A 25,821-nucleotide genomic window follows, 5' to 3' on the forward strand; every position below is an offset into this window, starting at 1 on the left:
GGTTATCGCTTTCCTTCCGTGTCGGACCCGGGAGCCGAGGCACCGAAGAGCTTGATGAAGACGAATGCGAGGACGGCCACGCAGAGAAAGATCAGAACGCTGATGGCCGAACCGATTCCGAGATTGAAGGCCTTGAACAGGTTGTCGTAGCCGAGGATCGACAGGGAGCCGGTGTCGTTGGCGCCCTTGGTGAGCACGTAGATATTGTCGAAGATCCGGAACGCGTCGAGGGTGCGGAACAACAACGCCACGAGGATGGCCGGTTTCATGAGCGGGAGAATGATGCGCACCAGCCGGGTCCAAGCCCCGGCGCCGTCGACCTGTGCCGCCTTGAGCAGATCGTCAGGTACTAGGGCGAGACCGGCCAGCAGCAGCAGGGCCATGAACGGCGTGGTCTTCCAGACCTCGGCGAGGACGATGATCGCGAGCGACGGAATCTGCTGCGTGAGGGGAGCACTGCCGTCGGGTAGCAGATTTGCGAGGTAGCCGGTTCCCGGCGTCCACGCGTAGTACCAGCTGTAGGCGGCGGCCACGGTGACGATGCCGTAGGGAATGAGCACCACGGTCCGCACGAGCCCCTTGCCCACGATCGTGCGGTGCATGACCAGTGCGAGAATCAGACCCAGCACGAATTCGATCACCACAGACACGGCCGTGATGCCCACCGTGACCACGAACGCCTGCCACCAGTACCCGTCCGACAACACCGACACGTAATTGGCGAGGCCGACGAACTTGCGGTCGTCGGGGAATCGGAGGTCGTAGCGCTGCAGGCTCAACCACACCGCGTAGACCACCGGATAGGCCGTCACGGCGATCATGAGAATCGCAGCCGGTGCCACCAGCCACAGTCCCAGCCGGCGCTCGGCCTTCTTCCCCTCGGACACCTGTCTCTTCGTCGGCGCTGCCGGCTCGTCGGTCCGGTCCACCGGCACGGCTTCGGTCGTCACGGAATCAGTCCTTCCGAGTTGACCGCCTTACGCACCTGCTCGGCGAGTTCGTCGACGGTACGCGGCGGATCGATGTCACCGACCGGGTTCAACGTGGCGGTGATCAGGGTCGAGATGCTCTGGTACGCGGGCGAAACCGGACGCACCGCCGCCGTGTTCAGGCCGTCACGCACCTGCTGCCAGGCGGGATACGCCTCCTGGAATGCCGGATCGTCGTACAGCCTCGCCAACGTGGGCGGCACACCACCGTTGACGGCATTGTTGCGCTGGTTCTCCTCGTTACGTAGGCAGGACACCGCTTCGAACGCGAGGTCGGGGTGCCGGCTGGTCTTCGCGACCGCGATGTTGAATCCACCGATCGTGACCTCGGCCGGCCGGCCGGGAATCACCGCGGGGTACGGAGCGGCGAGGAAGTTCTGCTGCCCGTCGACCGTGAGCACCGTGTTACCGGTATCGACGGAGGTGGTGTTGCCCTTGTCGTCGATGAACGGCAGGTCACCCTTCTCCGCATTCTCGATCATGCCGGGAAGAACGAAAGGCCAGTTGACCTCGAAGGCCGCGCGTCCGCTTTCCATGCCGAGACGGGACGACGCCTCGTCGCCCTGAGAAATGGACGGGTCGGCGCCCTGTGCGGTGGCTACTCGCTTCATCACCTCGAGGGCTTTCAGCGCACCGTCACCGTCCGCGACGGTCACGGTGGTTCCGTCCTCGCCGACGACGGATCCGCCCGCGCTGGCCAGCAGGGTGTTGAACCACACCATCAAACCCTCGTACTGCTTGCCCTGCACCCCGATCCAGCTGGGCCGGCCCTCACTCGCCAGCCTCTCGGAGATATCGATCATCTGATCCCACGTCTGCGGCGGTTGCCCACCAGGCATGAGGTCCTTGCGGTACCAGAGCAACTGCGTGTTGGTGTTCAGCGGCGCGGCGTACAGCTGATCCTGCCACCGGGCCGACTCGAGGGGGCCTTCGAGAGTGCCCTCGGTGACCTCGGCCGCCACATCGTCGGGCAACGGCAATGCCCACCCCGCCTCGGCGAACTCGGCCGTCCACACGACGTCGAGCGTCATGATGTCGAGCGAGGTGTCGTTTCCGGTGAGGCGCCGGGCCAACTGCAGTCGCTGATCGTCTGCCCCCTTCGGAAGGGTGCGTTGCTCGATCGTGTATCGGCCACCGGCCGCGGCCGTGCAGTTGGCTGCGGCCTCGGCATACTGTTCCGCACCGTCGGCCGCCGTGTAGAAGCTGAGCACGGTGCCGCTGTCCGGTGAACCGCACGCCGCCAGCAGCGGAACCGTCAGGACGGTGGCCGCGCCGATGAGGCCCCATCTGACTGCGAGTCCGGGCCTGCCCGGACGACCGGATTCTGTCGATGTACGCCGCACAGCCGCCTCCTCGAGCGGTCCTCACGAACCCAGTCGCGGTACGGCTGGCACGCAGGCCCGCACAGTGGTTCCTGCCGGATCGTGCAGTCCCGCCAGGTCACGGTTTCACCGAGGGGAAGACCCCTCGCATTGCGCCGTAAACCTATCCGAGATCGACCTGAAACTGGCGGAAATCACCGCGAACGAGACGAAAAGCGCGCAATCCGTAATACGAGCCCGCCCACGTCTCGGTTCAGAGCGCCAGCTTGGCCAGCATGTCGCGCGCCGCCTCCGCGGTCTTCGGCTCACACAGCACGTCGTACCGCCCGGCGACCAATTGCATTGTGGACGCGAAGTCACGGGTACCGCGAGTGGCCGCATACGGGATGGTGGTGGAGATCAGCCCGAAGATGATGCCGCCGACGATGCCCACCACGAGCGGTGCGAGGAATCCGCCCGTGACGATACCCAGCAGAAGGCCGAAGAAGACACCGAGCCAGGCACCTGAAACGATGCCGCCGCCAATGACTTTGGCCCACGTCAACCGGCCGAGTACTCGCTCGACCTGCATGAGGTTCACTCCGACGATGGTGACGTCCTCGACCGAGAACTCCTGATCCGACAGGTAGTCGACGGCACGCTGCGCCTCCGCGTACGTCGGGTACGAACCGATGGGCCAGCCCGTGGGAGGTTCCGGCAGAGCCCCTCGCCGCGCCCCGTTGGACTGTCCGAGTGGATTCGTCATCGTCAGCTGGTCTCCTCGTGTAATTCTCTCAGGATCGATCCTGTGAGAACCATTCTGCCTGTTTCCGCTAACGCTCGTCGGGCGGCGTGAACTCGGAGGTCCGCGTCATTCCCGCGGCACGGCCCTTGGCCGAGATCACGAGGGCCATCTTCCGACTGGCCTCGTCGATCATCTCGTCACCGAGCATCACTGCGCCACGTCCTCCGCCGGCCGCCGACGTGTGGAACTCGTAGGCGTCGAGGATCAGTTCGGCGCGGTCGAAATCGCCCTGTCGGGGGCTGAACACTTCGTTGGCCGCATCGATCTGCGTGGGATGCAGCACCCATTTCCCGTCGAAACCCAGAGCGGCGGTGCGCTGCGCAGAACGCCGGAATGCCTCCACGTCGCGGATCTGAAGATACGGCCCGTCGATGGCCTGGATGCCGTGTGCGCGTGCGGCCATGAGGATCGTCATCAGTATGTGATGGTAGGCGTCACCGCGGTCGTAGCCGTCCGGCTGTTCCCCGACCACCAGCGTGCGCATGTTGATACTCGCCATGAAATCCGCCGGCCCGAACACCAGCGTCTGCACCCGGGGACTGGCCGTTGCGATGGCGTTGATGTTGGTGAGTCCGATGGCGTTCTCGATCTGCGGTTCGATCCCGATCCGCCCGACCTCCAACCCGTTGGCCTTCTCGATCTGGGTCAGCAGTAGGTCGAGGGCCTGAACGTGGCTGGCGTCCGGCACTTTCGGCAGCAAGATGGCATCGAGGTGCGCGCCCGCACGCCCGACGACCTCGGCGACGTCGGTATGGGTCCACTCGGTGGTCCAGTCGTTGACCCGCACCACCTTGATCTGTTCTCCCCACCCGTTCTCGGCAAGGGCGTCCGCGACGGTGACGCGGGCTTCCTGCTTCGCCAACGGCGCCACGGCGTCCTCGAGGTCGAGGAAGACCTCGTCCGCGGGAAGCCCCTTGGCCTTGTCGATCATCTTGCGACTGCTGCCCGGAACAGCCAGAACCGATCGGCGTGGCCTGAAGACGGAACTCATGACGGACGATCCTCCACTTTCCACAGGTGTTCGATTGCCTGGATCCCCGTACGAGGATCTAGCCTGGCAATCATGGCAGCTGCGAACAAGGTTTTTGCAGCCAGGCTGGCCGGCCTGGTGGTACTCGGGCCCGACGGTGAGTCGATCGGCCGGGTGCGGGACGTGGTCATCACCGTTCGCATCGGGCGCCAGCAACCGCGGGTGCTGGGGCTGGTCATCGAATTATTCACGCGCAAGCGCATCTTCGTGCCCATGCTGCGGGTCACGGCGATCGAGCCGAGTTCGGTGACACTGACCACGGGGAACGTCAGTCTGCGCCGGTTCACGCAGCGTCCGGGCGAGGTTCTCGCGCTCGCGCAGGTCCTCGATTCTCGCGTGCGGGTTGACGACCCGGAACTCGCGGAACTGCACGGGGTCGACACGGTGGTGGTCGATCTCGGCATCGAACTGACCCGTAGCCGTGACTGGGTGGTGTCGAAGGTCGCGGTGCGCGGCCATCGCGGCCGCCTCGGCCGGCGTACCGCCATTCACATCGTCGAGTGGCAGCACGTGCAGGGGCTCACGCATTCCGATCTGTCGATGCCGGGCCAGGGAGTGTCCGCACTCCTGATGCAATACGAGGGCATGCGTCCCGCCGACGTGGCCAACGCCATGCGTGAGCTCCCGGACAAACGACGGCACGAGCTCGCACTCGCTCTCGACGACGAGCGCCTGGCCGACGTCGTGCAGGAGTTGCCGTCCGATGATCAGACCGACCTTCTGATGCACCTCGAGGTGGAGCGGGCCGCCGACATCCTCGAGGCCATGGATCCCGACGACGCCGCCGACCTTCTCGGCGAGCTGCCCGAGACGGAAGCAGAATCACTGCTCCAACTGATGGACCCGCAGGACTCGGAACCCGTCCGAAGGCTGCTCGAGCACTCGCCGGACACGGCCGGTGGTCTGATGACTCCCGAACCGGTGGTGCTGACGGCGTCCACAACGGTGGCGGAAGCATTGGCCCGCGCTCGCAACGAGGATGTGACGCCCGCGCTCGCGAGCATGATCTTCGTCGTCAGGCCGCCGACGGCCACGCCGACCGGCCGCTATCTGGGATGCGTGCACCTGCAGAAGCTGCTGCGGGAACCACCCGCGAGCCTCGTGGGGGGTCTGCTCGACACCGGTCTCCCACGTCTCGCGGCCGACGACTCCCTGGCGGCCGTCACGCGGTACTTCGCCAGCTACAACCTCGTGTGCGGTCCCGTGGTGGACGACGAGAATCACCTGATCGGCGCGGTCACCGTCGACGACGTCCTGGACCATCTCCTTCCGGAGGACTGGCGTGAAGAGGAGATCGACGGATGAGCGAGAAGGTCCCCAGCGTGTCGGCCCGTGGACTGTCGGATCGGCAAAGGCTCGACACCCCTCGCGGCGCCCGGCGGTTCCGCTTCACCTACGACGTGGAAGCGGTCGGCCGTGCCAGTGAGAACTTCGCTCGTTTCCTAGGGACCGGCCGGTACCTGGTGATCCAGACCGTGGTCGTGATCATCTGGATCGTCCTCAACATCTTCGCCGTCGAGCTGAAGTGGGATCCGTACCCCTTCATCCTCCTCAACCTCGCGTTCTCCACCCAGGCCGCCTATGCGGCCCCGCTGATCCTGCTGGCCCAGAACCGACAGGAGAACCGGGACCGCGTCTCGCTCGAGGAGGACCGGTCGCGGGCGGAACAGACCAAGGCGGATACCGAGTTCCTGGCGCGCGAACTCGCCGCCCTGCGCATCGCGATCGGCGAGGTGGCCACCCGTGACTACCTCCGCCGGGAACTCGAGGAGATCAAGACCCTGCTCGGCGACGAGGAAGAGGCCCGGCCCCGGCGCAAATGATCGCCGGTCATTCGCGCATTCCTCGGCACACGCAGTCACGGATATGTAACGTCGATCACAACTTCTCGGATGTACGCGGTGTGCGACAAGCAAGAGCACCGCAGGGGGTGGTGGAGTGCGGATACGTGGACTGGTGACGGTTGCTGCCCTGACGGTGGGCGCCGCCGCAACGCTCGGATCCTCGACGGGTAGTTCCGGCCCTGTCTCGGCCGTCGACACCCGTCAGAACCCGGCGGTCGAGACGGCCGCGCTGGCGTCGGCCACGCGTCTGTCTCCGGTGAGTGAGCCGCAGGACGCCTACCTACCGCCCGCGGGCTTCGTGGCGCCTGCACCGCGGGTCGCGAGGTCGCAGCGCGCGGCGCCTCCACCTCCCTCGCCCGTGGTGATAAATCCCACATCGCCCGCGTCTCCCACCGGAACAGGGTTGATCGCCGCACCGGTGATTCTCAGTTCGCTCGGCATCCCCGAGATCGTGCTCAACGCGTACCGCTCGGCGGAACTCACCTTGATGGTGGAGGCACCCAAGTGCGGGGTGCCCTGGCATTTGCTGGCGGGTATCGGGCGCATCGAATCGGGGCATGCCGGTGGAGGCCGGACAGACTCGTCCGGCACCACCGTCACCCCGATTCTGGGACCGGTGCTGGACGGCCGGCTGGCCGGCAACGAGGTGATCCGCGATACCGACCGCGGCGCCACCGACGGCGACGCCGGACACGATCGGGCGGTGGGGCCGATGCAGTTCATTCCGTCCACGTGGGCGAAATACGCGTCGGACGGCAATGCGGACGGCGCTGCAGATCCCAACAACGTATTCGACGCAACCCTCGCCGCCGCCCGATACCTCTGCTCGGGGGGACTCGACCTCCGTGATCCACTCCAGGAGACCCGCGCGGTTCTCCGCTACAACAATTCGGGAACCTACGCCGCCAACGTCATTACGTGGTCGAACGCCTACCGGAACGGTGGTACGCCCACCCCGAGTCAGCTGTCCGACTCGAGCACTCCGCCGCCCGGTAGCCTCACCGACGCTGCGGCGAACGGATCCGACCTCGCCCGTGAGCTCGCGGCTCCACCGGAGCTCCCGCCCGACGCGACACCGACTCCGACCACTCCGGCGCCTGCACCGCTGATCCCCGGCTTGCCTGCGCTACCCGCACTCCCGTGTGTGTTCTTCTGCCCACCTGCCGACCCGGCCGCTCCGGCACCCGCGCCGGCGCCTGCGGAACCGGCCGCTCCCCCGCCGCCAATCGCCCCGGCCGTGGGAGTTCGCTAGAAGTTTCCTCGATCGCCGCCGTCGCCCGGCCGAAGCCGGGCGGCGGCGGCGTTTTCGTATGTCTTCCGGGTTCTGGCGTCGAGTCGCGCTGCCTTCCGCGCTGAGCCGCCTGCGGGCGTGACCTTTCCGTGTTCGTTACCCTTCCTGGACGGGTTCCTCAGGTAACAGACCCGCGTCTCTCACCCGTATTGATCACGGTTGCGTAACGGAAATGTCTCGAATCGGGTAGCCTCGTGCCGTCCAGTTCACAGGCACATCCCGAACGGGGTCGCAGGAGGCAATCGAGTGGGTCGGCACAACAAGAAGACGGATTCCCATATCCGCCGCAATTCGGTCATCGCGCTCACCGGACTGATTCCCATCGGTCTGGTCACCGCAGCCAACACGGCCGGAGCCACCCCCAAGGTCCCGTTCTTCAGCTCTGAAGCCGCCGCGGACGTCGCGGACGTTGCCCAGGAAGCGACCGCCGCACCGAACGCCGAGGCTGTCACCCCTGTCGCCGACACCGCCGCCGTGGAGGCCACGCCCGCAGTGGAGCAGGCCCCCGCACCTGCCCTGGCCCCGGTTCAGGCCACGCCGCCGCTTCCGGCCAGCATCGCCCAGGGCGCCCTCGGCATACCTGCCATCAACGTGTCGGCCTACCAGAACGCCGAGCGCATCCTCGCTGTCGAGCAGCCCGGGTGCGGCATGTACTGGACGCTCATCGCCGGCATCGGCCGCGTGGAGTCGACTCACGCCTACGACGGCAAGGCCGACGACAAGGGCAACATGCTCGACGCCGTTCTCGGTCCGGTCCTCGACGGTCACCTCGCCGGCAATGCCGTGATTCGCGACACCGACGGTGGACGGCTGGACGGCGACAGCAACTACGACCGCGCGGTCGGGCCCACACAGTTCCTTCCGGAGACGTGGAACCGCTACGCAGGCGACGGCAACGGAGACGGCGCCGCCGACCCGCAGAACCTCTTCGACTCCGCGCTCACCACCGGAAAGTATCTGTGTGACGGCGGTTTGGATGTCCGCGACCCGATCCAGGCGGCCAAGGCGGTCCACCGTTACAACAACTCGGCTGCCTACGTCGCCAATGTCTTGGCCTGGTCCGCGGGCTACGCCAGCGGCATCGTCCCGGCTGCGTCCGACCTGCCGCGCATCCACTGAGGACACATCCCTACCATTGACTTATGTCAGTCCTGAGCGAGTCCGCTGTTCGTAGCGCCTTGGCGCGCGTCCAAGATCCCGAGATCCGGAAACCGATCACCGAACTCGGGATGGTCAAGAGCGTCGACATCGCCGACGACGACAGTGTCGACATCGCCATCTACCTCACCACTGCCGGCTGCCCGATGCGGACCGAGATCAGCGACCGCGTCACGAAAGCCGTGGCCGATGTGCCGGGTGTGGGCGCGATCCGCGTCGAACTCGACGTGATGAGCGACGAGCAGCGCACCGAACTGCGTAAGTCGTTGCGCGGCGACTCTGCCGAGCCGGTCATTCCCTTCGCGCAGCCGGGCTCACTCACCCGCGTGTATGCGGTCGCCTCCGGTAAGGGTGGCGTCGGCAAATCGAGTGTGACCGTCAACCTGGCCGCATCGATGGCCGCCCGAGGTCTGTCCGTCGGTGTCCTCGACGCCGATATCTACGGTCACTCCGTTCCCCGCATGCTCGGCACCGACGCCAAGCCCACCCAGGTGGAGCGCATGATCATGCCGCCCGTCGCGCACGACGTGAAGATGATTTCGATCGCCCAGTTCACTCAGGGCAACACTCCGGTGGTGTGGCGTGGCCCGATGCTGCACCGCGCGCTGCAGCAGTTCCTCGCCGACGTCTTCTGGGGCGACCTCGACGTCCTGCTCCTCGACCTTCCGCCCGGAACCGGTGACGTCGCCATTTCCGTGGCCCAGCTCATTCCGGGGGCAGAGATCCTCGTGGTCACGACACCGCAACAGGCGGCGGCCGAGGTGGCCGAGCGGGCGGGGGCCATCGCCTTGCAGACCCGTCAGCGCATCGTCGGTGTGGTGGAGAACATGTCGTGGATGGACCTGCCCGACGGCACTCGGATGGACGTGTTCGGTTCGGGTGGCGGTCAGGCCGTTGCTGACCGGCTCACGAGAGCCGTGGGCGCCTCGGTGCCCTTGCTGGGGCAAATCCCCCTCGAGCAGGCGGTGCGTGAGGGCGGCGACGGCGGTGTGCCCATCGTGCTCGGTCATCCCGATTCGCCGGCGGCAATCGCCCTCCGCGAGGTGGCCGACAAGCTGGCGGTGCGCAAGCGTGGGCTCGCTGGAATGTCGTTGGGGATCGACACCACCCGCCACCTCTGAGGCGCTTCGCGCCTGTGCGCCCTTCTGGTAGCAGGAACAACCAGAAAGGCGCACGAGCCCGGAGGGCCTAGGTTGCGTCGGTGTCGATGGGGGGACGCTCGCCTGCCGCGAGCGGCTTGTTCTGCGGCGGGGTGGGCGTCGACGGATCGGCGCTGACCGCCTTCATTCCCGGCTTGTCGAACGACACCGCATTCGGCTTGTCGAAGTTGCCGGTGAGAATCGAATCGTCGCCGTCGAGCAGGTGTTTGGTGATCACGGCGCGGGGGGTCATACCGCGCAGCTGATTGAGGTCGGCCAGCGGCTTGCGGAGATCATCGAACTCCGGTCCGAGTTCATCCTTCAGTTGCTGGCTCGCGCCGCTCGCGTACTCGCGGACCTGCCGCAAGGATCGCGTGACCCAACTGACCGCTCCCGGAAGCCGCTCGGGTCCCAGAATGACCAGAGCTGCGACGAGGAGGACCATGAACTCGCCCCACCCAATGTTGCCGAACACGTGGTCAGCCTACTGTGCGGTGCGGGCCGACGCCCAGGCGGAAGGGGGAACTCACAGCGAATCGGGAGTCAGTCCGAGGCCGGGGTCACGTCGACGTCGACGAGCCGCCCCTCACGGATCAGCTGGACCCTCACCGGCTGGCCGATCTTCTGGAGGTTGACCGCGACGACGAGTTCGTCTGCGCTGGTCACCGTCCGATCCCCCACCTTCACGATCACGTCCTTTTCCACGATGCCGGCCTGCGCCGCAGGGCTGTCCGACTGGACGTTGGCCACCTCTGCACCGCTGGTGTTGTCGTTGACCACGGTGCGCGCATTGACCCCGATCTCGGGGTGGTGCATCTCCCCGTCGCGAATGAGGGTTTGCGCCACCGTCGTGACGTCGTCGATCGGGATTGCGAAGCCGAGGCCCACCGACCCGCCGGACTCACTGAGCATGGCGGTGTTGATGCCGATGACGCGTCCGGTGTCGTCGACGAGCGCGCCGCCCGAGTTGCCGTGGTTGATCGCGGCGTCCGTTTGAACCGCGTCGATGACGGCATTGGTGTCGGAGCCCTCGCCCGACAGCCGCATCGGCCTGTGCAGGGCGCTGACGATTCCGCGTGTGACGGTCTTGCTGAGGCCGAGCGGCGAACCGACGGCCACGACGTCCTCGCCTACCTGCACGTCCTCGGACCTGCCCAGCTCCGCAACGGTGAGGTTGTCGGCCGCCACCTTGAGCACGGCGAGATCCATCTTGATGTCGCGCCCGACGATCTGTGCCTCGGTTTTGGTGCCGTCCGCGAAGATCACCTGGATCTTGCCGCCGTCCGGCGCGGTGGCCGCGGCGGAGATGACGTGGTTGTTGGTGACGATGTAGCCGGCACCGTCGATGACGACTCCCGAACCGGTGCTTCCCTGGTCACCGACCGCCACCTGGATCGACACGACGGCGGGGAGCACGGCATCGGCGACCTGCGCCACCTGCGACTGTCCGAGGTCTTCGTCTCCGCCGTTCTGCGCGAGCGTGACCCGCTGGCTGGTGAGAGAGCTGCGGTCGGCGGTGATGACCGCAGCGAGGAGCCCGCCGATCAGGCCGATCGCCAGTGCGAGTGCGCCCAATGTCGCGAGTGCGCGGGGTGCGACCTTGCCGCCGAAGAGGACTTCGCGGGCCGTGAGGGCGGGGGCAGGGGGCTCCGTACGTTCCCGGGCGTGCAGGGCCGGCGATCCCAGTTCGACTCCCGCTTCGGGGTTCCGCCAGGGGTCGGCAGGGGGCGCCTCGTCGGGCACTACTTCCGGTGTGTTGTGGGGATCGCGCTGGATGGTCTCCGTCTCACCGGGCGGTCGGCCGAAAGCCTCCGCGAGGACGGGGTCGGGGGCGCGCACCTTGACGGCCGGTTCGCTCTCACGCTGAGCGCCGGACGGAGCGAAGGAGCCGGTGACCCCACCGGGGCGGCCGAACGCACGACTGGACGCTGCGTCGATCTGCGGCCGGTAGACCGGTCGGGGGTCGAGTCTCGGAGCGTCGGCGGGCCGCAGGGCCCCGTCCTCCGATGCGCGAGCATCGGATTCCGCGGCGTCGGTACCCGGGGTCTTGTAATCCGCCGTCACGCTGTCGTGTCCCCCTCGTAAGAGTCAGTTCCGGGCCCCAGTATCACCGATGACTCCAGTATCACCGATGACTGCGGGCGCACGGACACCGCCGTCCCCGGTACCGAGAGGGTCAACGGCGCCAGCGCCGCGACCACAGCCGACTACTCACCGTCGAGTCCGCAGTGGGTCCGGCAAACGGGGCCTTGTCGGCGGGTTCGCCCGAATTGCAGCTGGGGATCTGGCTCAGCAGACCGAGAAGCCCCGACGGCATCGCCACGTCGGCACTGCGACGAAGAGCCCGCCGCGCCTGCTGCTGTGCGTCCACCTCGAACGCGCACTCGGCGCAGATCGACAGGTGGTGGGCCGCCCGCAGATAGGCGGACATACGGAGTTCACCGTCGACGAAGGCGGCGATCGCCTCACTCGCCAAATGCTCCGTCGAGCCAAATTGGCGAGGTACACGCCCCTGCGTCATTCGTCCCTCCTGATAACTACCCGACACCGATCTGATCGGAGTCAACCTTTCCGTTCACAGCCAGATGATCACGCAGAGCCTGGCGGCCGCGGTGGATGCGACTGCGCACGGTTCCGAGTTTCACACCCAGTGTGGCACCGATCTCCTCGTATGACAGACCTTCGATGTCACAGAGCACGACGGCGGCGCGAAACTCCGGTGCCAGCGAGTCGAGCGCTGCCTGCAGATCGGCGTCGAGCCGGGCGTCGTGGTAGATCTCCTCGGGGTTGGGCCCGTCGGCCGGGACCCGGTCGTAGTCCTCAGGCAACGCTTCCATGCGGATGCGGTTGCGGCGGCGGACCATGTCGAGGAAGAGATTGGTGGTGATGCGGTGCAACCAGCCTTCGAAGGTGCCGGGCTGATAGTCGGACAAGGAGCGGAACACGCGAATGAACGTGTCCTGGGTGAGGTCTTCGGCGTCTTGCGCGTCGCCCGACAACCGGTAGGCCAGACGGTAGACACGGTCGCCGTGTTCCCGGACGAGTTCGTCCCAGGACGGCATGGCCGACTTCTCGCCGGTGGCGTCGAACACAGCGGTGCCCGTCAGCTCGGGTTCAGAGACGGCGTCACCACCGACCAGCGCGGGCTCGACACCCGGCTGCTCGGTTCTGTTACCGTCTCGCGCCATTGCGTGGTTACTCATCGAGTTAAGTGGATCCTCCTGGTCAGGACCGCGGATCACGTCACGTGGTATTAGGGGACAACTCCCGACGGTCCGGAATTGTTCCCGGCCCCCGCCTGTACTTCACCTCGTTGCAATCTGCCCGCCGTGCGGTCTTCGGATCTGGCGATGGTCATACTCTCTCCCACCGCGATATGTGTGTGGTGTGAGCAAGCTGAGGTATTCCTGAGAATTTCGCTGTTCGCCGGGGAACCCGCACACGCCGATCGGGCGGCATCGAGCGCGCCTCGCAGCGGCGATGACGAGACCCCGATAGCCTCATGTGCGTGCAGACTAACGCCGAACGGATACTCACCCACGCGGAAGGGGCCGTCCGTGAGGACGACGCCCTCGGTGCGGCCAGGGAGCGGGCGGACGACCTCGGTGCCGCACCGGTACCGCCCGCGGTCGGTGCTGCTCTCGCTCTGTTCGCCCGCATGCTCGACGCCAAGACAGTAGTCGAGGTCGGCACGGGCGCAGGTGTGAGCAGCCTGTGGCTGCTCCGCGGCATGCGTGAAGACGGCGTTCTCACCACCATCGACAGTGAACCGGAGCACCAGCGCGCCGCCAAGCTGTCCTTCCGGACCAACGACATCGCGCCCGCACGCACGCGGCTCATCAACGGACGCGCCCTCGATGTGCTCCCCCGCCTCGCCGACGGCGCGTACGACCTCGTCTTCGTCGACAGTGCACCCGTCGACCACCCGCATTACGTGCGTGAGGGCGTCCGACTCCTGCGTCCCGGCGGCGCCATCGTCCTGCACAACGCGCTCCACGGGGGACGTGTGGTCGATCCGAGCCAGCGTGATGCCGCCACCGTCGCTGTGCGTGAGGCCGCCAAGGTTCTCGCCGAGGACGATCAGCTGATCCGGGTGTTCCTGCCGATCGGCGACGGCCTGCTGTGCGCGTCCAAGCTGTGAATTAGATCCACACGCCCTTGCCGATGGCGACGACCCCGCCGTTGCTCACCGCGAAGCGCTGCTTGTCCCGTTCGAGGTCGACGCCGATGATCTCGCCGTCTCCGACCACCACGTTCTTGTCGAGGATGGCGCGGCGCACCACAGCGCCCTTGCCGATGCGCACGCCGGGCATGAGCACACTGCCCTCGACGGTGGCGCCGTCGTCGATCATCACGTTCGAACTGAGAACGGAGTTGCGGACCGTCGCTGCGGAGAGGATGCACCCGGCGCCCACCACCGACTCCTGAGCCAGCCCACCCTTCACGAATTTTGCGGGCGCCAGGTTCTCCGTCGCACCGCGAATCGGCCATCGACGGTTGTAGAGGTTGAAGATGGGGTGGACCGACACCAGGTCCATGTGTGCGTCGTAGAAGGCGTCGAGTGTTCCGACGTCCCGCCAGTAACCACGGTCGCGGTCGGTGGCGCCGGGAACGACGTTGTCCTTGAAGTCGTAGACCGACGCCTCACCGGCCTCCACGAGCGCGGGGATGATGTCGCCGCCCATGTCGTGGTCGGAGTCGGAGTTCTCGGAGTCGGCGCGAATGGCGTCGACGAGCACCTTGGTGGTGAAGACGTAGTTCCCCATCGAGGCGAACGTCATGTTGGGGTCGTCCGGTGTGCCGGGCGGATGCGCGGGCTTTTCGAGGAACTGCACGATGCGGCCGGATTCGTCGCTGTCGATGCACCCGAACGCGAAGGCCTCGCTGCGCGGCACCCGAATTCCGGCGACCGTCACGCCGGCACCGGAATCGATGTGGTGCTGCACCATCTGTTCGGGGTCCATGCGGTACACGTGGTCGGCGCCGAACACGACGATGTACTCGGGATCCTCGTCGTAGACGAGGTTCAGTGACTGCAGAATCGCATCCGCGCTGCCCGTGTACCAGCGTGGACCCAGACGTTGCTGCGCGGGCACCGGAGTGATGTACTCCCCGGCAAACCCCGACAACCGCCACGTTTGAGAGATGTGGCGGTCCAACGAGTGCGACTTGTACTGCGTCAGTACACACAGGCGGAGATATCCCGCATTGACCAAATTGCTGAGCACGAAATCGATCAGCCGGTAGGCACCGCCGAACGGTACGGCCGGCTTCGCCCTGTCCGCTGTGAGCGGATAGAGACGTTTGCCCTCGCCGCCGGCGAGCACGATTCCAAGCACATGTGGCTGGCTCCTCACCCTGTCAACCTATCGGGCGGCCTCTCCCCCCGCCAGCGAAGCGCCGAGTCACCATTCGTCCGATACCCGAATGTGTCCGACATCGGTTGGCCCGAACAGGCCCGGCCGGTTACGTTAGGCGCGTGCGGGTGGCGATGATGACCAAGGAGTATCCACCGGAGATCTATGGCGGTGCCGGTGTACACGTCACCGAGCTGGTTGCTCAGTTGAAGCAGCTGTGCGAGGTGGACGTGCATTGTATGGGTGCTCCGCGCGTCGGCGCCTTCGTGCACAATCCCGACCCGGCACTGACGGGGGCCAACGCCGCACTGGCGACGTTGTCTGCCGAATTGCGCATGGCGGACGCCGCAACCGGCGCCGACGTCGTGCACTCGCACACCTGGTACACCGGGCTGGCAGGACATCTGGCGGCCGCACTGTACGACGTCCCGCACATCCTCACCGCCCACTCACTCGAACCCCGCAGGCCGTGGAAGGCGGAGCAACTGGGTGGTGGCTACCGTGTCTCCTCCTGGTCCGAGCGCAACGCCGTCGAGCACGCAGACGCCGTGATCGCCGTCAGCGCCGGGATGCGACTCGACGTGCTCGACGCGTATGCGTCGGTCGATCCCGCCCGGGTCCACGTGGTACGCAACGGGATCGACACTTCGGTGTGGCATGCCGGTCCTTCCGGTCCGGGACGGTCCGCGCTCACCACGATCGGCGTCGACCCCGACACGCCGATGGTCGCCTTCGTCGGTCGCATCACGAGGCAGAAAGGTGTCGGGCACCTCATCGCGGCCGCACACCATTTCGCGCCGGACATACAGTTGGTGCTCTGCGCAGGCGCTCCGGACACACCGGAGATCGCCGCGGAAACCGAGCAGGCCGTTGCGGCCCTCGCCGCTCACCGGGGCAATGTGTTCTGGGTACGCGAAATGCTACCGACCGAGCAGGTGCGAGAAATCCTCGCAGCGGCAACAGTATTCGTGTGCCCGTCCGTGTACGAGCCGCTCGGCATCGTCAATCTAGAGGCGATGGCCTGCGAGACGGCGGTAGTGGCATCCGATGTCGGTGGCATCCCCGAGGTTGTGGAAGACGGCGTCACCGGTCGTCTCGTGCACTACAACTCGTACGAGCCGGACAGTTTCGAACATGCGCTGGCAGAGACGGTCAACGAGGTCGCTTCCGATACCGCCGCGGCCGCCGCGATGGGTAAGGCGGGGCGAGCCCGTGCCATCGCCGAATTCTCCTGGGCCGCCATCGCACAGCAGACCCTCGACGTGTACCAGGACGCCCTCTCCCGGCGTTGAACCGACTGCCTGGGACGGCCTTTTCAGCGGCGCCGGTATGTGGAGACCGTCACGGACGCCGTCACCGGATACGCGCGGGGCAGGTCGGCGATCGAGGTCGCGAGCCGCTCGGGTGTGAGGTGGCGAGCCGAGGGTCCCATGCCGACCAGACGCGTGAGGTCGTCGTGCGTCAGCGACATCGGGTACTCGACGTCCCTGAGGTCGGTGCGGTCGAAGCGCCCGGACATGGCCGCACCGAGCCGCTCGACCTTACGGTCGTCGACACGCACCATGCCGAGGAGGTCGACGAGTTCGGCCAGGTGTCGTTCGGTCGGGGTGAGGACCACCAGTGCGCCGCCCTCGCCGAGCACTCGATGCGCCTCCTCTGCATTTCGCGGCGCGAACACGCACAACACGTGGCTCAGGACTCCGTCGCGCACCGGCAGGTGGTGCCAGACGTCGGCGACGACCGCCCCCGCACGCGGATGCGCCTTGGCGATACGGCGGGCCGCATACTTGGAGACGTCGAGCCCGACGCCTCGGGCCGTCGGAACCGCATCGAGGACACGGGCAAGGTAGTGACCTGTGCCTGCGCCGATCTCGAGAATCGCCGGCTCGGGATCGTCAGTAGCTCGGACGGCGTCCGCGACGGCGTCCATCAACGGGTCGAAGCTCCCGCCCGCCAGAAAATCGGCCCGCGCGGCAATCATATCGGGACTGTCACCGTCGAACTTGCCGCCGGCGCCGGTCATCAGGCTGACGTAACCCTGGCGGGCCACGTCGAAGCTGTGGCCCGCATCGCACAGAAGCGTATTTTCGTCGAGTTCGAGGCCGGCCCCGCATTGCGGACAGGCAAGCAGGTCCACCACATCAGACAACACGAGCGCGCGCCCCGTTTCCTTCCGGACAGGGAACAGGCCCCGCACCGGCAACGGCGACGGGGCCTGACCCATGAGGTTCTCTCTGCACCCGACTAACTGGTGACGCCCTTGAGCTCTTCACCGAGTGCAGCAGCTTCCTCCGGGGTGAGCTCGACGACCAGACGTCCACCACCCTCGAGCGGAACCCGCATGACGATTCCTCGTCCCTCTTTGGTTGCTTCGAGGGGACCGTCCCCGGTCCGGGGCTTCATGGCCGCCATCCTCTGCTCCCTCCAGATCTGCGCTGCCTGCGTGCGCCTCGACAACTTGTGGTGCCTCGCCGAATCACTCGGCGAGGCTCGTGACAACCATTCTTCCCTATGGACACGAGTACCGGGAACCTGAGTTCCAAATAGGCGCGTTCACCGGCGGCTCAGGCGGCCGATGGGACCCAGCACCCGGCGACATGGTCGTCGACCATCCCGGTAGCCTGCATCAGCGCATACGCCGTGGTAGGGCCCACAAACTTGAATCCGCGGCGCTTGAGTTCCTTGGCCATTGCGGTGGACTCGGCGGTGACGGCCGGAACGTCGTTCACGGTGGCCGGCCGGCTCGGGCGCGGCGGCGGGGCGAACGACCAGAGCAGGGTGTCGAGGTCGGTGTCCTGCAGCGCCAGAATCGCCCGCGCATTGCTCACCGAAGCTTCGATCTTGGCACGGTTGCGCACGATCGACGCGTCCGCCAGAAGGCGTTCGACATCCCGTTCCGTGAACCTCGCGACCACCTCCGGGTCGAACCCGGAGAACGCAGCACGGAATGCATCACGTTTACGCAGGATCGTGATCCATGACAGTCCCGACTGGAACGCTTCGAGGCACAGCCGCTCGTACAACTCGTTCCGCCCGTGCAACGGCCGGCCCCATTCCTCGTCGTGGTAGTCCCGGTACAGCCGGGAGCCATTCGTGTCGACCGCCCACGCACACCGCACTCGATCGTCGGGCTCGGTCACGACGACTCCGCCGGACGGTCGCGCGCCGACTCAGCCTCCGCCAATTGTTCACGCAGCGAATCGATTTCGCGAGCCAGCCGCGCCAGCGCCCAGTCCACCTCGCTCGCTTTGTATCCCCGCAACGTCTGCTGAAAACGCAAGGCCTCCACGTCCGCCCCGGTTACGCCCCGGGCCGGCAAGACGGTCAGAGTGGTGCCCGGAGGCAGCGGCTCCAGTTCCTCGGAACGGCCGAACACCGCACTGGCGGCGAGGAACAACATCGCACCGACGAAGGCCATGACGAGCAGATAGAGCAGGGCTGTCACCATGCTTCGATCCTGTCACGGACCTCCGACAGCAGCCACAGGCCGGGCTTCCGTCAGGGGCACACGGTGTTCATCGGAGGACGATCCGTCAGAGCCACTTCCGTCGTGGTCGGGACGAACGAATCGCCGTCGACGAGGAACTGGGTGAGACCGGCCCCCGAATCCTCCACTCCACACCTTCGCATCATCGTGCCGATGATCTGCCTGCTCATCACACCGAGTTCGGACAGCGGGCGGTTGCGGTGCTTACGCACCCCCAGATTGACCTGGCCGATGGCACCGAGGCCGAGGCGGTCGTACGTGTCGAGCAGCAGCCCGATCTCGACGCCGTACCCCGGCGCGAAAGGCACCGCCGACAGCAGTTCGCGGGTGCCCGCGTATTCACCACCGAGCGGTTGCAGCACACTCGTCAATTCCGGCCGCAGAGCCGCCAGCAACGGACGCGCCACCAGTTCGGTGACACGCCCCCCTCCGTTGGCATCCTCCGTCCCGCTTAGCCGCAACGGACGACGGTAGTAGCCCTTCACGAGATGGATGCCGTCGACGGTCAGCAGCGGTCCCAGTAGTTTCGGTACGAAGGCGGGGTCCGGGTTGATCAGATCGGAATCGACGAAGGCGATGAGGTCGCCGGTGCTCGCGGCGACGGACCGCCACAACACCTCACCCTTGCCCGCCACCGGCGGGTACGCGGGCACAGCCTCTTCGCGGCTGATCACGGTGGCACCGGCCGACCGGGCGCGTTCGACCGTCAAATCCGTCGACCCGGAGTCGAGCACGATCAGCTCGTCGACCAGCCCGCCCAGCAAGGGGTGGATCGTGTCGACCACGGCCGCGACGGTCTCTTCCTCGTTGAGCGCAGGCAGGACCACCGACACGGTCCTGCCCGCCTTGGCACGTTCGAGTTCCGCGATACTCCACGACGGCTGATCCCAGCTGTTCGCCTCCGCCCAGGTGCGAGGGGTGTCGACCGCCAGCATCGAGCGGGGCACGCCCGCCCCGACCGCGCTCATGCCAGCCCCCGCACCGTGCGGGCGGGTGCGCGTCTGCCCTGAATCGCGGCCACCATATCCACCACTCGTCGAGTGGGTGCAACTTCGTGAACGCGGAAGACGCGTGCGCCTCCCGCTGCGGCCATCGCTGTCGCTGCCAATGTTCCCTCCAACCGCTCGGCGAGATCTACCCCTAGAGTCTCCCCGACAAAGTCCTTGTTACTGAGGGCCATGAGCACTGGCCACCCCGTATTTACAAGATCTTCCACTCGCCGCAACAACTCGAGCCCGTGATAAGTGTTCTTCCCGAAATCGTGGGTCGGATCGATGAGGATGGAGTCGGTGGGCACGCCCAGCCGAGCGGCTCTCTCGGCGGCAGTGACCACCTCCCGCAGGACGTCGGCCACGATGTCCGCATAGCGAACCCGGAACGGCCGGGTCCTCGGTACCGCTCCCCCCGTGTGCGAGCAGACGATGCCGGCTCCGGTCTCCGCGGCCACCTCCACGAGCGCCGGATCCGCGCCCGCCCAGGTGTCGTTGATGAGGTCGGCCCCCTCGGCGCGGGCCAGTCGCGCCACCTCGCTGCGCCAGGTGTCGACACTGACGAGCAGCTCCGGGAAGCGTTCGCGGATGGCGGCGACGAACGGCACCACCCGCCGCGTCTCCTCGGCGGCATCGACGACGTCACCCGGCCCTGCCTTCACACCCCCGATATCGACGAGGTCCGCGCCCTCGTCCACGGCACGCTCGACCGCCGCCATCGCCGCCGAGTCGGTGAACGTGGACCCGCGGTCGTAGAACGAATCGGGGGTCCGGTTGACGATGGCCATCACCAGCGCGCGGTCGGTGGCGACCGGTCGCCCGCAGAGCGTGGACGACGGGCAGTCCGGGGCGGGCGGTGTGTCTTCGTCGGCCATGTCACCCATATTGGCACGCAGCGGAATCGCACCACCCGTGAGCACTTCTCAACAGTGGGGTGTTAACAAGTACTCACGGACACCGGAGGCGCATCGTCACCCCTTGGGGAGCGCGCCCTTCGCTACTTCGTCGACGTAACCCTCGTAGGACGGGCAGTATCCCTTGCTGCGTCCGGCGAGAACGAAGAGCCGGGCGGTGTCCTCGACGTCGTACCCTTCCTTGCGCAGTTCCACCTTGCGGCTCTTGAACGTCGACGTCTGTTCGAGGGAGTCGACAACGCGGACGAACAAGGGCACGGCGTACGACGGCAGCCGCTCGAAGAGGAGGGACGCCACCTCCCGGCCGTCGAACTTCTCGCCGTCACACAACGTCACGGCCGCCATACCCGCGCGCCCGTCCGTACCCGGGATCTCGACCCCGTAGACGACGGCATGCTCGACCGCGGGGTGTGCGAGGATCACCCCTTCGACCTCGGTGGTCGCCACGTTCTCGCCCTTCCAGCGGAAGGTGTCACCGAGCCGGTCGACGAAGGCGACGTGCGACCGCCCCTGCCGGCGCACCAGGTCGCCGGTGTCGAACCAGCAGTCGCCGTCGTCGAAGCCGTCGCGAATCAATTTCTTGTCGGTGGCCTTTTCGTCGGTGTACCCGTCGAACGGCGCCCTGTCGGTGACCTTCGACAGCAGCAGCCCGACCTCACCGGTGCGCACCTTCCGCAGCCGGCCGTCGGAGTGGCGTTTCGGCGATCCGCTGTCCTCGTCGTACTCGACCACCGCGTGGGGAAGGGGACAGATTCCCGCGGTCTTGTCGAGGTTGAGGGCGTTGACGAAGGCGATGTTGCATTCGCTGGCCCCATAGAACTCGGCCACCCGCGTGATGCCGAACCTCTTGGTGAATTCCGACCAGATTTCGGGGCGAAGGCCGTTGCCCACCATCAGCCGGATGGAGTTGTGCCGATCCTGCGGATCGGCCGGCTGGTTGAGCAGATACCGGCACAGTTCACCGATGTAGGTGAACGCCGTGGCACCGTTCAGTTCGACGTCTGCCCAGAAGTTCGACACGGAGAACTGTTTGCCCAGGGCAAGGGTGGCGCCCGACCCCAGCACCGAGGAGAGGGAGACCGTGAGCGCGTTGTTGTGATAGAGCGGCAGGCAGCAGTAGAGCGTGTCGCTGCTGCGCAGACGCACACCCATGTTGCCGAGGCCGGACATGCTTTTGAGCCAGCGGAAGTGGCTCATCAAGCTGGCCTTGGGAAGGCCCGTCGTGCCCGAGGTGAAGATATAGAAGGCCTTTTCCTTCGCCTGGATCTCCTCGCACACATCCGGGTCGTCCTGTTCGGCCGATTCCGCGAGCTGATCGAGGTCGTCGTAATACAGGACCGAGGACACCGCGGGTGGTTCGTCGAGGGAGTCCATGGCCTCACCGCAGGCCTCGGACACCACCAGCAACCGGCTGTTCAACAGCGCGATGCTGTGGGCGAGTACCTCACCGCGCTGGTTGTGGTTGAGCATGCCTGCGGTGGCACCGAGTTTCACCACCGCCAGTGCAATCAGCAGCGTCTCCGGCAGGTTCTTGCCGAGGATCCCGACGACGTCTCCGCGCGCGACGCCGAGGTCCGCGAGGGCGTGTGCGTAACGGTTGACGCGCGCATTGGCGGACGCGTAACTGATCGATTCACCCTCGAATTTCACGAAGGTGCGACCCGGGTGTGCCGCTGCCACCCGTTGGAAGACGAGACCGATCGATTCCTTCGCGTCCGGGGTGCGCATCAGGCCCCGGACACCCTTGGCCATGATCGGCAGTTCCGGGATCATCGCCGGCAGCCGCCAGGCAAGGTCGACCACACTGATCGTCGAACGTGCTTCAGAACGCATGACATCCCCTCAGGCCTGCAATATGAGTCAGGTCACCTTACTGCACGGTAACAACCAGCGCCACGACTCCGGGGGATGCGGATCTCAGACCACGCAGGCGTCGAGCGCAGCCTCGACGTCGGTCCGAACGAGCAGTCGGTCGAGTGCACGTTGGGCCACGAATCCGCCGCCGCGCAGGCTGTCGAGCCATTCCAGCAGCCCGGTGTAGTGCCCGACCGGGTCGAGCAGGACCACGGGTTTGTCGTGCATGCCGAGGTAGCCCGCTGTCCACGTTTCGAAGAGTTCCTCGAGCGTGCCGATTCCGCCCGGCAGCGTGATGAAGGCGTCCGCTCTGTCCTCCATCACCTGTTTGCGCTGCCGCATGGTGTCGGTCACGACAAGTTCGTCGGCGTCGACATCGGCGACCTCCCGGTGCACCAAGGCTTTGGGGATGACACCCACCGTGTTGGCGCCCGCAGCCCTCGCCGCTTCGGCCACCGCGCCCATCATCGACACATTTCCGCCACCCGAGACGAGTTGCCAGCCGCGGGCGCCGATGTGGGTGCCGATCTGGCGGGCGAGTTCGAGGAAGTGTTCGCCGACCGGCCCGGAGGCACAGTAGACGCACACCGACAACGGCTCGGCTACAACACCTTTCGGCATCACCACTGGTCCTCCGTGCCGGCCAGTGCGCCGTCGTCGACGCCCTGTTGCGCCGTGACGACGATCTGCACGGCCTCCTCGACACTGTCGGTCACGTGCAGCAGGTTCACGTCCCCTTCGGAGATTTTGCCGGTCCGCTCGAGCGTGTTCCGAAGCCAGTCGACGAGCCCCGACCAGTACTCGGTGCCGAACAACACGATCGGGAAGCGGGTGACCTTCCGCGTCTGGACCAACGTCAGCGCCTCGAAGAGTTCGTCGAGAGTCCCGAACCCTCCGGGCAGGCAGATGAAGGCCTGCGAGTACTTCACGAACATCGTCTTACGCGCGAAGAAGTACCGAAAATTGATCCCCAGGTCGACCCACTCGTTGAGTCCCTGCTCGAAGGGCAGTTCGATGCCCAGGCCGATGGAGTAGCCCCCGGATTCGCTGGCGCCCCGATTGGCCGCTTCCATCACGCCGGGGCCCCCGCCGGTGATGACGGCGAACCCTGCCTCCGCCAAGCCCGCACCCAGCGCCCGGCCCGCCTCGTACTCCGCATGGTCGACCGACGTCCGGGCGGAGCCGAACACCGTGACCGCCCGGGGCACCTCGGCAAGGGCACCGAAACCTTCGACGAACTCACTCTGGATCCGCAGCACCCGCCACGGGTCGGTGTGCACCCAATCCGTCGATCCCCGCTCGTCCAGCAACCGCTCGTCGGTGGTCGTGGCCTCGTCCTTGCGGGCGCGCCTCAACTGGATCGGGCCGCGGTGCTTCACGGACGACGACTTGCGACCGTGATTGTTCTTCTCGGGTGCCATGCGCCCCAGGCTAACGGGTGGCCCGAGCCTCCGATCGGGCAGTCAGGACGCCGTCAAGTACGCCCGCAGGACGGTCGTGACGTCGGTAATCTGCTGCACGGGCACGTGCTCGTCCCGCTTGTGCGCAAGATTCGGGTCGCCCGGACCGTAGTTGACGGCCGGGATACCGAGGGCCGAGAACCGGGATACGTCCGTCCACCCGTACTTCGCCCGGAACCGGCCGCCTGCGGCCTCGATGAGGGCGGCCGCCGCAGGATCGCTCAGCCCGGGTAGGGCGCCCGGCGAGAGGTCGGTGACCTCGAAACCGAGTTCGAGCCCGTCGAAAACCTCCCGAACGTGCTCGACGGCCTGCTCGGCACTGCGGTCGGGCGCGAAGCGAAAGTTCACATCCACCTCTGCGGCATCGGGGACCACGTTCCCGGCTACTCCGCCCGCGACCCGCACCGCGGACAGGCCTTCGCGGTACACACAGCCGTCGATGTCGACCGATCGCGCGGTGTAGTCGGCGAGGCGCTGCAGGACGGGTGCGAATCGGTGGATGGCATTGTCACCGAGCCATGACCGCGCCGAGTGTGCCCTCGTCCCGCGGGTCGTGAGGGTGACACGCAACGTTCCCTGGCACCCGGCCTCGATCTGTCCGGCCGTCGGCTCTCCCAGGATCGCCACGTCCGCCTGCAGCCATTCGGGCATCTCACGTTCGATCCGTCCGAGCCCGTTGTGGACGGCGGCAATCTCCTCGCAGTCGTAGAACACCAGCGTGAGGTCGTGCACCGGGTTCTCGATGGTGGCCGCCAGATGCAGGAACACTGCGTCACCCGACTTCATGTCGACGGTGCCGCACCCGTGCAGCAGGTCGCCCTCCCGCCGCGACGGCACGTTGTCCGCGATCGGCACCGTGTCCAGGTGTCCGGCGAGCATCACCCGACTCGGTAGCCCCCGGTTGGTCCGGGCCAGCACAGCGTTTCCGTTTCGGACGATCTCGAATCCGTTCGTCTGGGTGCGCAGGGCGGATTCGACGGCCTCGGCGATCACCGACTCGTCGTGCGAGACACTCGGGATATCCACCAGCGCGGCGGTGAGGTCGATGGGATCGGCATGCAGGTCCAGTGTGCTCACCCGTCCACCCTAAGCCGCGGACGCCTACGGTGTGCCTTGCCGCCAGCCGGCACGCGTTGTCGTGCACGCTGCCGTAGGCGGCGCAGACCTGCAGGGTTTCCCGGGACGACCCGTTGCCACCACCGCGGAGGGGCACCCCCGTGACCACCCAGTAACCTCTAGTGCCGTGAGCACACAGGGAGCATCAGCAGTAGGCATCGCCAACGTGACGGTCGGCGGCACGGTTCTCGACACCTGGTTCCCGGCGCCCGAGCTGGGCACCTTCGAGGAAGCGGGCACCGTCCGGGTCGAGGGTGGCGACATCCCGTCCGATCTGGCACTCCTCGCCGGACCCGACGAGGCGCGCGAGGTGGACCAGATCGTGGTTCGCACCACGATCGCCGACCTCTCGGCCCCGCCCGCGGACGCCCACGACGCCTACCTCCGCCTGCATCTTCTCTCTCATCGTCTGGTCGCACCCCACGGTGTGAACCTCGACGGCCTGTTCGGGTTGCTGTCCAACGTGGTGTGGACCAACTTCGGTCCGTGTGCCGTCGAAGGATTCGAGAAGGTGCGTTCCCGTCTGCGAATCCGCGGCGTCGTCACCGTCTTCGGTGTCGACAAGTTCCCGCGCATGGTCGACTACGTGGTGCCCTCAGGTGTCCGCATCGCCGACGCCGATCGGGTACGCCTCGGCGCGCACCTGGCCAGCGGCACCACCGTCATGCACGAGGGATTCGTCAACTTCAACGCGGGCACACTCGGTAACTCGATGGTCGAAGGCCGCATCTCCGCCGGTGTCGTCGTCGACGACGGATCCGATGTGGGCGGCGGCGCTTCCATCATGGGCACCCTGTCCGGTGGCGGCAAGGAAACCATCTCGGTCGGCAAGCGGTGTCTGCTCGGTGCCAACGCCGGCCTCGGTATCTCGCTGGGCGACGACTGCGTGCTCGAAGCCGGTCTCTACGTCACCGCAGGCACCAAGGTCACCGGCCCCGACGGCACCGTCGTCAAGGCAAAGGAACTGAACGGCAAGTCGAACCTGCTGTTCCGCCGCAACTCGGTGTCGGGTGCCGTCGAGGTGGTGCCGTGGAAGGGCACCGGTGTCGAACTGAACGCCGCACTGCACGCAAACGACTGACTCTGT

At 66.5% G+C, this 25,821-nt stretch carries 27 protein-coding genes; 8 read left to right on the top strand and 19 right to left on the bottom strand.

All coding sequences use genetic code 11. From position 1 onward, the window contains the following. Window positions 1–2 precede the first annotated feature (2 nt). The 4 genes from CBI38_RS20905 to CBI38_RS20920 all read right to left on the bottom strand — a co-directional run bounded on the left by CBI38_RS20905 (window position 3) and on the right by CBI38_RS20920 (window position 4,086). Entirely contained in the window at window positions 3–950 is a 948-nt protein-coding gene (locus tag CBI38_RS20905) for a carbohydrate ABC transporter permease (RefSeq protein ID WP_109331838.1), read from the bottom strand. Beyond that, the gene (locus CBI38_RS20910; RefSeq protein ID WP_204164985.1) at window positions 947–2,266 is read right to left on the bottom strand and encodes an ABC transporter substrate-binding protein; all 1,320 of its coding nucleotides are present in this window, start codon (window positions 2,264–2,266) and stop codon (window positions 947–949) included. Before CBI38_RS20910 ends, CBI38_RS20905 begins: the two co-directional genes overlap by 4 nt. A 298-nt stretch (window positions 2,267–2,564) precedes the next feature. Continuing rightward, window positions 2,565–3,056: a general stress protein gene (locus CBI38_RS20915; RefSeq protein WP_109331840.1), complete on the bottom strand. Its 492-nt coding sequence runs from the start codon at window positions 3,054–3,056 to the stop codon at window positions 2,565–2,567. A 67-nt stretch (window positions 3,057–3,123) separates the two neighbouring features. Continuing rightward, a complete protein-coding gene (locus CBI38_RS20920) occupies window positions 3,124–4,086 on the bottom strand; it encodes an HpcH/HpaI aldolase/citrate lyase family protein (protein WP_109331841.1) in 963 nt (320 codons plus the stop codon). Between the two features lie 72 nt (window positions 4,087–4,158). Here CBI38_RS20920 and CBI38_RS20925 point away from each other — a divergent pair, with 72 nt between their 5' ends. The 5 genes from CBI38_RS20925 (at window position 4,159) to CBI38_RS20945 (ending at window position 9,539) form a co-directional block, all read left to right on the top strand. Next, on the top strand, window positions 4,159–5,430 hold the full coding sequence (locus CBI38_RS20925) for a magnesium transporter MgtE N-terminal domain-containing protein (protein WP_109331842.1): 1,272 nt from the start codon (window positions 4,159–4,161) through the stop codon (window positions 5,428–5,430). Next, window positions 5,427–5,948: a DUF1003 domain-containing protein gene (locus CBI38_RS20930; RefSeq protein WP_109331843.1), complete on the top strand. Its 522-nt coding sequence runs from the start codon at window positions 5,427–5,429 to the stop codon at window positions 5,946–5,948. Before CBI38_RS20925 ends, CBI38_RS20930 begins: the two co-directional genes overlap by 4 nt. Window positions 5,949–6,081: 133 nt before the next feature. Next, window positions 6,082–7,221, top strand: coding sequence for a lytic transglycosylase domain-containing protein (locus CBI38_RS20935; RefSeq protein ID WP_418328275.1), 1,140 nt, complete (start codon window positions 6,082–6,084; stop codon window positions 7,219–7,221). Between the two features lie 285 nt (window positions 7,222–7,506). Further along, window positions 7,507–8,379 (top strand): lytic murein transglycosylase, encoded by an 873-nt coding sequence (locus tag CBI38_RS20940; protein WP_109331847.1) that lies wholly within the window; start codon window positions 7,507–7,509, stop codon window positions 8,377–8,379. 23 nt (window positions 8,380–8,402) lie between these two features. Then, window positions 8,403–9,539, top strand: coding sequence for an Mrp/NBP35 family ATP-binding protein (locus tag CBI38_RS20945; protein WP_109331851.1), 1,137 nt, complete (start codon window positions 8,403–8,405; stop codon window positions 9,537–9,539). Between the two features lie 67 nt (window positions 9,540–9,606). Here CBI38_RS20945 and tatB read toward each other — a convergent pair whose 3' ends face one another. The 4 genes from tatB to sigE all read right to left on the bottom strand — a co-directional run bounded on the left by tatB (window position 9,607) and on the right by sigE (window position 12,760). Next, a complete protein-coding gene (tatB, locus tag CBI38_RS20950; RefSeq protein WP_109331854.1) occupies window positions 9,607–10,032 on the bottom strand; it encodes a Sec-independent protein translocase protein TatB in 426 nt (141 codons plus the stop codon). A gap of 68 nt (window positions 10,033–10,100) precedes the next feature. Beyond that, the gene (locus CBI38_RS20955) at window positions 10,101–11,621 is read right to left on the bottom strand and encodes a S1C family serine protease (protein ID WP_109331855.1); all 1,521 of its coding nucleotides are present in this window, start codon (window positions 11,619–11,621) and stop codon (window positions 10,101–10,103) included. Between the two features lie 112 nt (window positions 11,622–11,733). Next, window positions 11,734–12,078, bottom strand: a complete 345-nt coding sequence (locus CBI38_RS20960) for an RNA polymerase subunit sigma-70 (RefSeq protein WP_109331858.1) — start codon at window positions 12,076–12,078, stop codon at window positions 11,734–11,736. 16 nt (window positions 12,079–12,094) lie between these two features. Then, complete coding sequence (gene sigE, locus CBI38_RS20965) at window positions 12,095–12,760, bottom strand: RNA polymerase sigma factor SigE (protein WP_418328276.1); 666 nt, start codon at window positions 12,758–12,760, stop codon at window positions 12,095–12,097. Between the two features lie 299 nt (window positions 12,761–13,059). Here sigE and CBI38_RS20970 point away from each other — a divergent pair, with 299 nt between their 5' ends. Next, window positions 13,060–13,698, top strand: a complete 639-nt coding sequence (locus tag CBI38_RS20970) for an O-methyltransferase (RefSeq protein ID WP_109331859.1) — start codon at window positions 13,060–13,062, stop codon at window positions 13,696–13,698. 1 nt (window position 13,699) lies between these two features. Here CBI38_RS20970 and glgC read toward each other — a convergent pair whose 3' ends face one another. Further along, a complete protein-coding gene (glgC, locus tag CBI38_RS20975; RefSeq protein WP_109331864.1) occupies window positions 13,700–14,914 on the bottom strand; it encodes a glucose-1-phosphate adenylyltransferase in 1,215 nt (404 codons plus the stop codon). Between the two features lie 122 nt (window positions 14,915–15,036). Here glgC and glgA point away from each other — a divergent pair, with 122 nt between their 5' ends. Then, complete coding sequence (glgA, locus tag CBI38_RS20980) at window positions 15,037–16,206, top strand: glycogen synthase (RefSeq protein ID WP_109331865.1); 1,170 nt, start codon at window positions 15,037–15,039, stop codon at window positions 16,204–16,206. Between the two features lie 23 nt (window positions 16,207–16,229). Here glgA and CBI38_RS20985 read toward each other — a convergent pair whose 3' ends face one another. The 10 genes from CBI38_RS20985 to dapE all read right to left on the bottom strand — a co-directional run bounded on the left by CBI38_RS20985 (window position 16,230) and on the right by dapE (window position 24,695). Further along, the gene (locus CBI38_RS20985; protein WP_109331866.1) at window positions 16,230–17,066 is read right to left on the bottom strand and encodes a putative RNA methyltransferase; all 837 of its coding nucleotides are present in this window, start codon (window positions 17,064–17,066) and stop codon (window positions 16,230–16,232) included. Window positions 17,067–17,158: 92 nt separating this feature from the next. After that, window positions 17,159–17,326 carry a DUF3117 domain-containing protein gene (locus CBI38_RS20990; protein WP_003936084.1) on the bottom strand — a complete coding sequence of 56 codons (168 nt, stop codon included), beginning with the start codon at window positions 17,324–17,326 and terminating at the stop codon, window positions 17,159–17,161. Window positions 17,327–17,478: 152 nt separating this feature from the next. Further along, the gene (locus CBI38_RS20995; RefSeq protein WP_109331867.1) at window positions 17,479–18,054 is read right to left on the bottom strand and encodes a DNA-3-methyladenine glycosylase I; all 576 of its coding nucleotides are present in this window, start codon (window positions 18,052–18,054) and stop codon (window positions 17,479–17,481) included. Then, on the bottom strand, window positions 18,051–18,362 hold the full coding sequence (locus CBI38_RS21000) for a DivIVA domain-containing protein (RefSeq protein WP_109331868.1): 312 nt from the start codon (window positions 18,360–18,362) through the stop codon (window positions 18,051–18,053). The genes CBI38_RS20995 and CBI38_RS21000 overlap by 4 nt, the downstream gene beginning before the upstream one ends. A gap of 50 nt (window positions 18,363–18,412) precedes the next feature. Continuing rightward, the gene (locus CBI38_RS21005; RefSeq protein WP_109331878.1) at window positions 18,413–19,369 is read right to left on the bottom strand and encodes a glucosyl-3-phosphoglycerate synthase; all 957 of its coding nucleotides are present in this window, start codon (window positions 19,367–19,369) and stop codon (window positions 18,413–18,415) included. Next, window positions 19,366–20,265: a dihydropteroate synthase gene (folP, locus tag CBI38_RS21010; protein ID WP_109335250.1), complete on the bottom strand. Its 900-nt coding sequence runs from the start codon at window positions 20,263–20,265 to the stop codon at window positions 19,366–19,368. The genes CBI38_RS21005 and folP overlap by 4 nt, the downstream gene beginning before the upstream one ends. Before the next feature lie 96 nt (window positions 20,266–20,361). Then, the gene (locus CBI38_RS21015) at window positions 20,362–22,137 is read right to left on the bottom strand and encodes a long-chain-acyl-CoA synthetase (RefSeq protein ID WP_109331879.1); all 1,776 of its coding nucleotides are present in this window, start codon (window positions 22,135–22,137) and stop codon (window positions 20,362–20,364) included. Window positions 22,138–22,221: 84 nt separating this feature from the next. After that, window positions 22,222–22,779, bottom strand: coding sequence for an LOG family protein (locus tag CBI38_RS21020; RefSeq protein ID WP_109335251.1), 558 nt, complete (start codon window positions 22,777–22,779; stop codon window positions 22,222–22,224). Beyond that, the gene (locus CBI38_RS21025; RefSeq protein ID WP_109331880.1) at window positions 22,779–23,579 is read right to left on the bottom strand and encodes an LOG family protein; all 801 of its coding nucleotides are present in this window, start codon (window positions 23,577–23,579) and stop codon (window positions 22,779–22,781) included. Before CBI38_RS21025 ends, CBI38_RS21020 begins: the two co-directional genes overlap by 1 nt. 42 nt (window positions 23,580–23,621) lie before the next feature. After that, window positions 23,622–24,695 carry a succinyl-diaminopimelate desuccinylase gene (dapE, locus tag CBI38_RS21030; protein WP_109331881.1) on the bottom strand — a complete coding sequence of 358 codons (1,074 nt, stop codon included), beginning with the start codon at window positions 24,693–24,695 and terminating at the stop codon, window positions 23,622–23,624. Between the two features lie 166 nt (window positions 24,696–24,861). Here dapE and dapD point away from each other — a divergent pair, with 166 nt between their 5' ends. After that, window positions 24,862–25,815 (top strand): 2,3,4,5-tetrahydropyridine-2,6-dicarboxylate N-succinyltransferase, encoded by a 954-nt coding sequence (gene dapD, locus CBI38_RS21035; RefSeq protein WP_109331882.1) that lies wholly within the window; start codon window positions 24,862–24,864, stop codon window positions 25,813–25,815. Window positions 25,816–25,821 lie beyond the last annotated feature (6 nt).

The organism is Rhodococcus oxybenzonivorans (genome assembly GCF_003130705.1).
Lineage (GTDB): Bacteria > Actinomycetota > Actinomycetes > Mycobacteriales > Mycobacteriaceae > Rhodococcus_F > Rhodococcus_F oxybenzonivorans.

What these genes read in the sequence shown, in the direction of transcription:
- CBI38_RS20915 (WP_109331840.1), bottom strand. Translation starts at nt 3,056, where the DNA reads ATGACGAATCCACTCGGACAGTCCAACGGGGCGCGGCGAGGGGCTCTG.
- CBI38_RS20920 (WP_109331841.1), bottom strand. Translation starts at nt 4,086, where the DNA reads ATGAGTTCCGTCTTCAGGCCACGCCGATCGGTTCTGGCTGTTCCGGGC.
- CBI38_RS20925 (WP_109331842.1), top strand. Translation starts at nt 4,159, where the DNA reads ATGGCAGCTGCGAACAAGGTTTTTGCAGCCAGGCTGGCCGGCCTGGTG.
- CBI38_RS20930 (WP_109331843.1), top strand. Translation starts at nt 5,427, where the DNA reads ATGAGCGAGAAGGTCCCCAGCGTGTCGGCCCGTGGACTGTCGGATCGG.
- CBI38_RS20945 (WP_109331851.1), top strand. Translation starts at nt 8,403, where the DNA reads ATGTCAGTCCTGAGCGAGTCCGCTGTTCGTAGCGCCTTGGCGCGCGTC.
- CBI38_RS20960 (WP_109331858.1), bottom strand. Translation starts at nt 12,078, where the DNA reads ATGACGCAGGGGCGTGTACCTCGCCAATTTGGCTCGACGGAGCATTTG.
- sigE (WP_418328276.1), bottom strand. Translation starts at nt 12,760, where the DNA reads ATGAGTAACCACGCAATGGCGCGAGACGGTAACAGAACCGAGCAGCCG.
- CBI38_RS20970 (WP_109331859.1), top strand. Translation starts at nt 13,060, where the DNA reads ATGTGCGTGCAGACTAACGCCGAACGGATACTCACCCACGCGGAAGGG.
- CBI38_RS20990 (WP_003936084.1), bottom strand. Translation starts at nt 17,326, where the DNA reads ATGGCGGCCATGAAGCCCCGGACCGGGGACGGTCCCCTCGAAGCAACC.
- CBI38_RS21000 (WP_109331868.1), bottom strand. Translation starts at nt 18,362, where the DNA reads ATGGTGACAGCCCTGCTCTATCTGCTCGTCATGGCCTTCGTCGGTGCG.
- CBI38_RS21005 (WP_109331878.1), bottom strand. Translation starts at nt 19,369, where the DNA reads ATGAGCGCGGTCGGGGCGGGCGTGCCCCGCTCGATGCTGGCGGTCGAC.
- folP (WP_109335250.1), bottom strand. Translation starts at nt 20,265, where the DNA reads ATGGCCGACGAAGACACACCGCCCGCCCCGGACTGCCCGTCGTCCACG.
- CBI38_RS21015 (WP_109331879.1), bottom strand. Translation starts at nt 22,137, where the DNA reads ATGCGTTCTGAAGCACGTTCGACGATCAGTGTGGTCGACCTTGCCTGG.
- CBI38_RS21020 (WP_109335251.1), bottom strand. Translation starts at nt 22,779, where the DNA reads ATGCCGAAAGGTGTTGTAGCCGAGCCGTTGTCGGTGTGCGTCTACTGT.
- CBI38_RS21025 (WP_109331880.1), bottom strand. Translation starts at nt 23,579, where the DNA reads ATGGCACCCGAGAAGAACAATCACGGTCGCAAGTCGTCGTCCGTGAAG.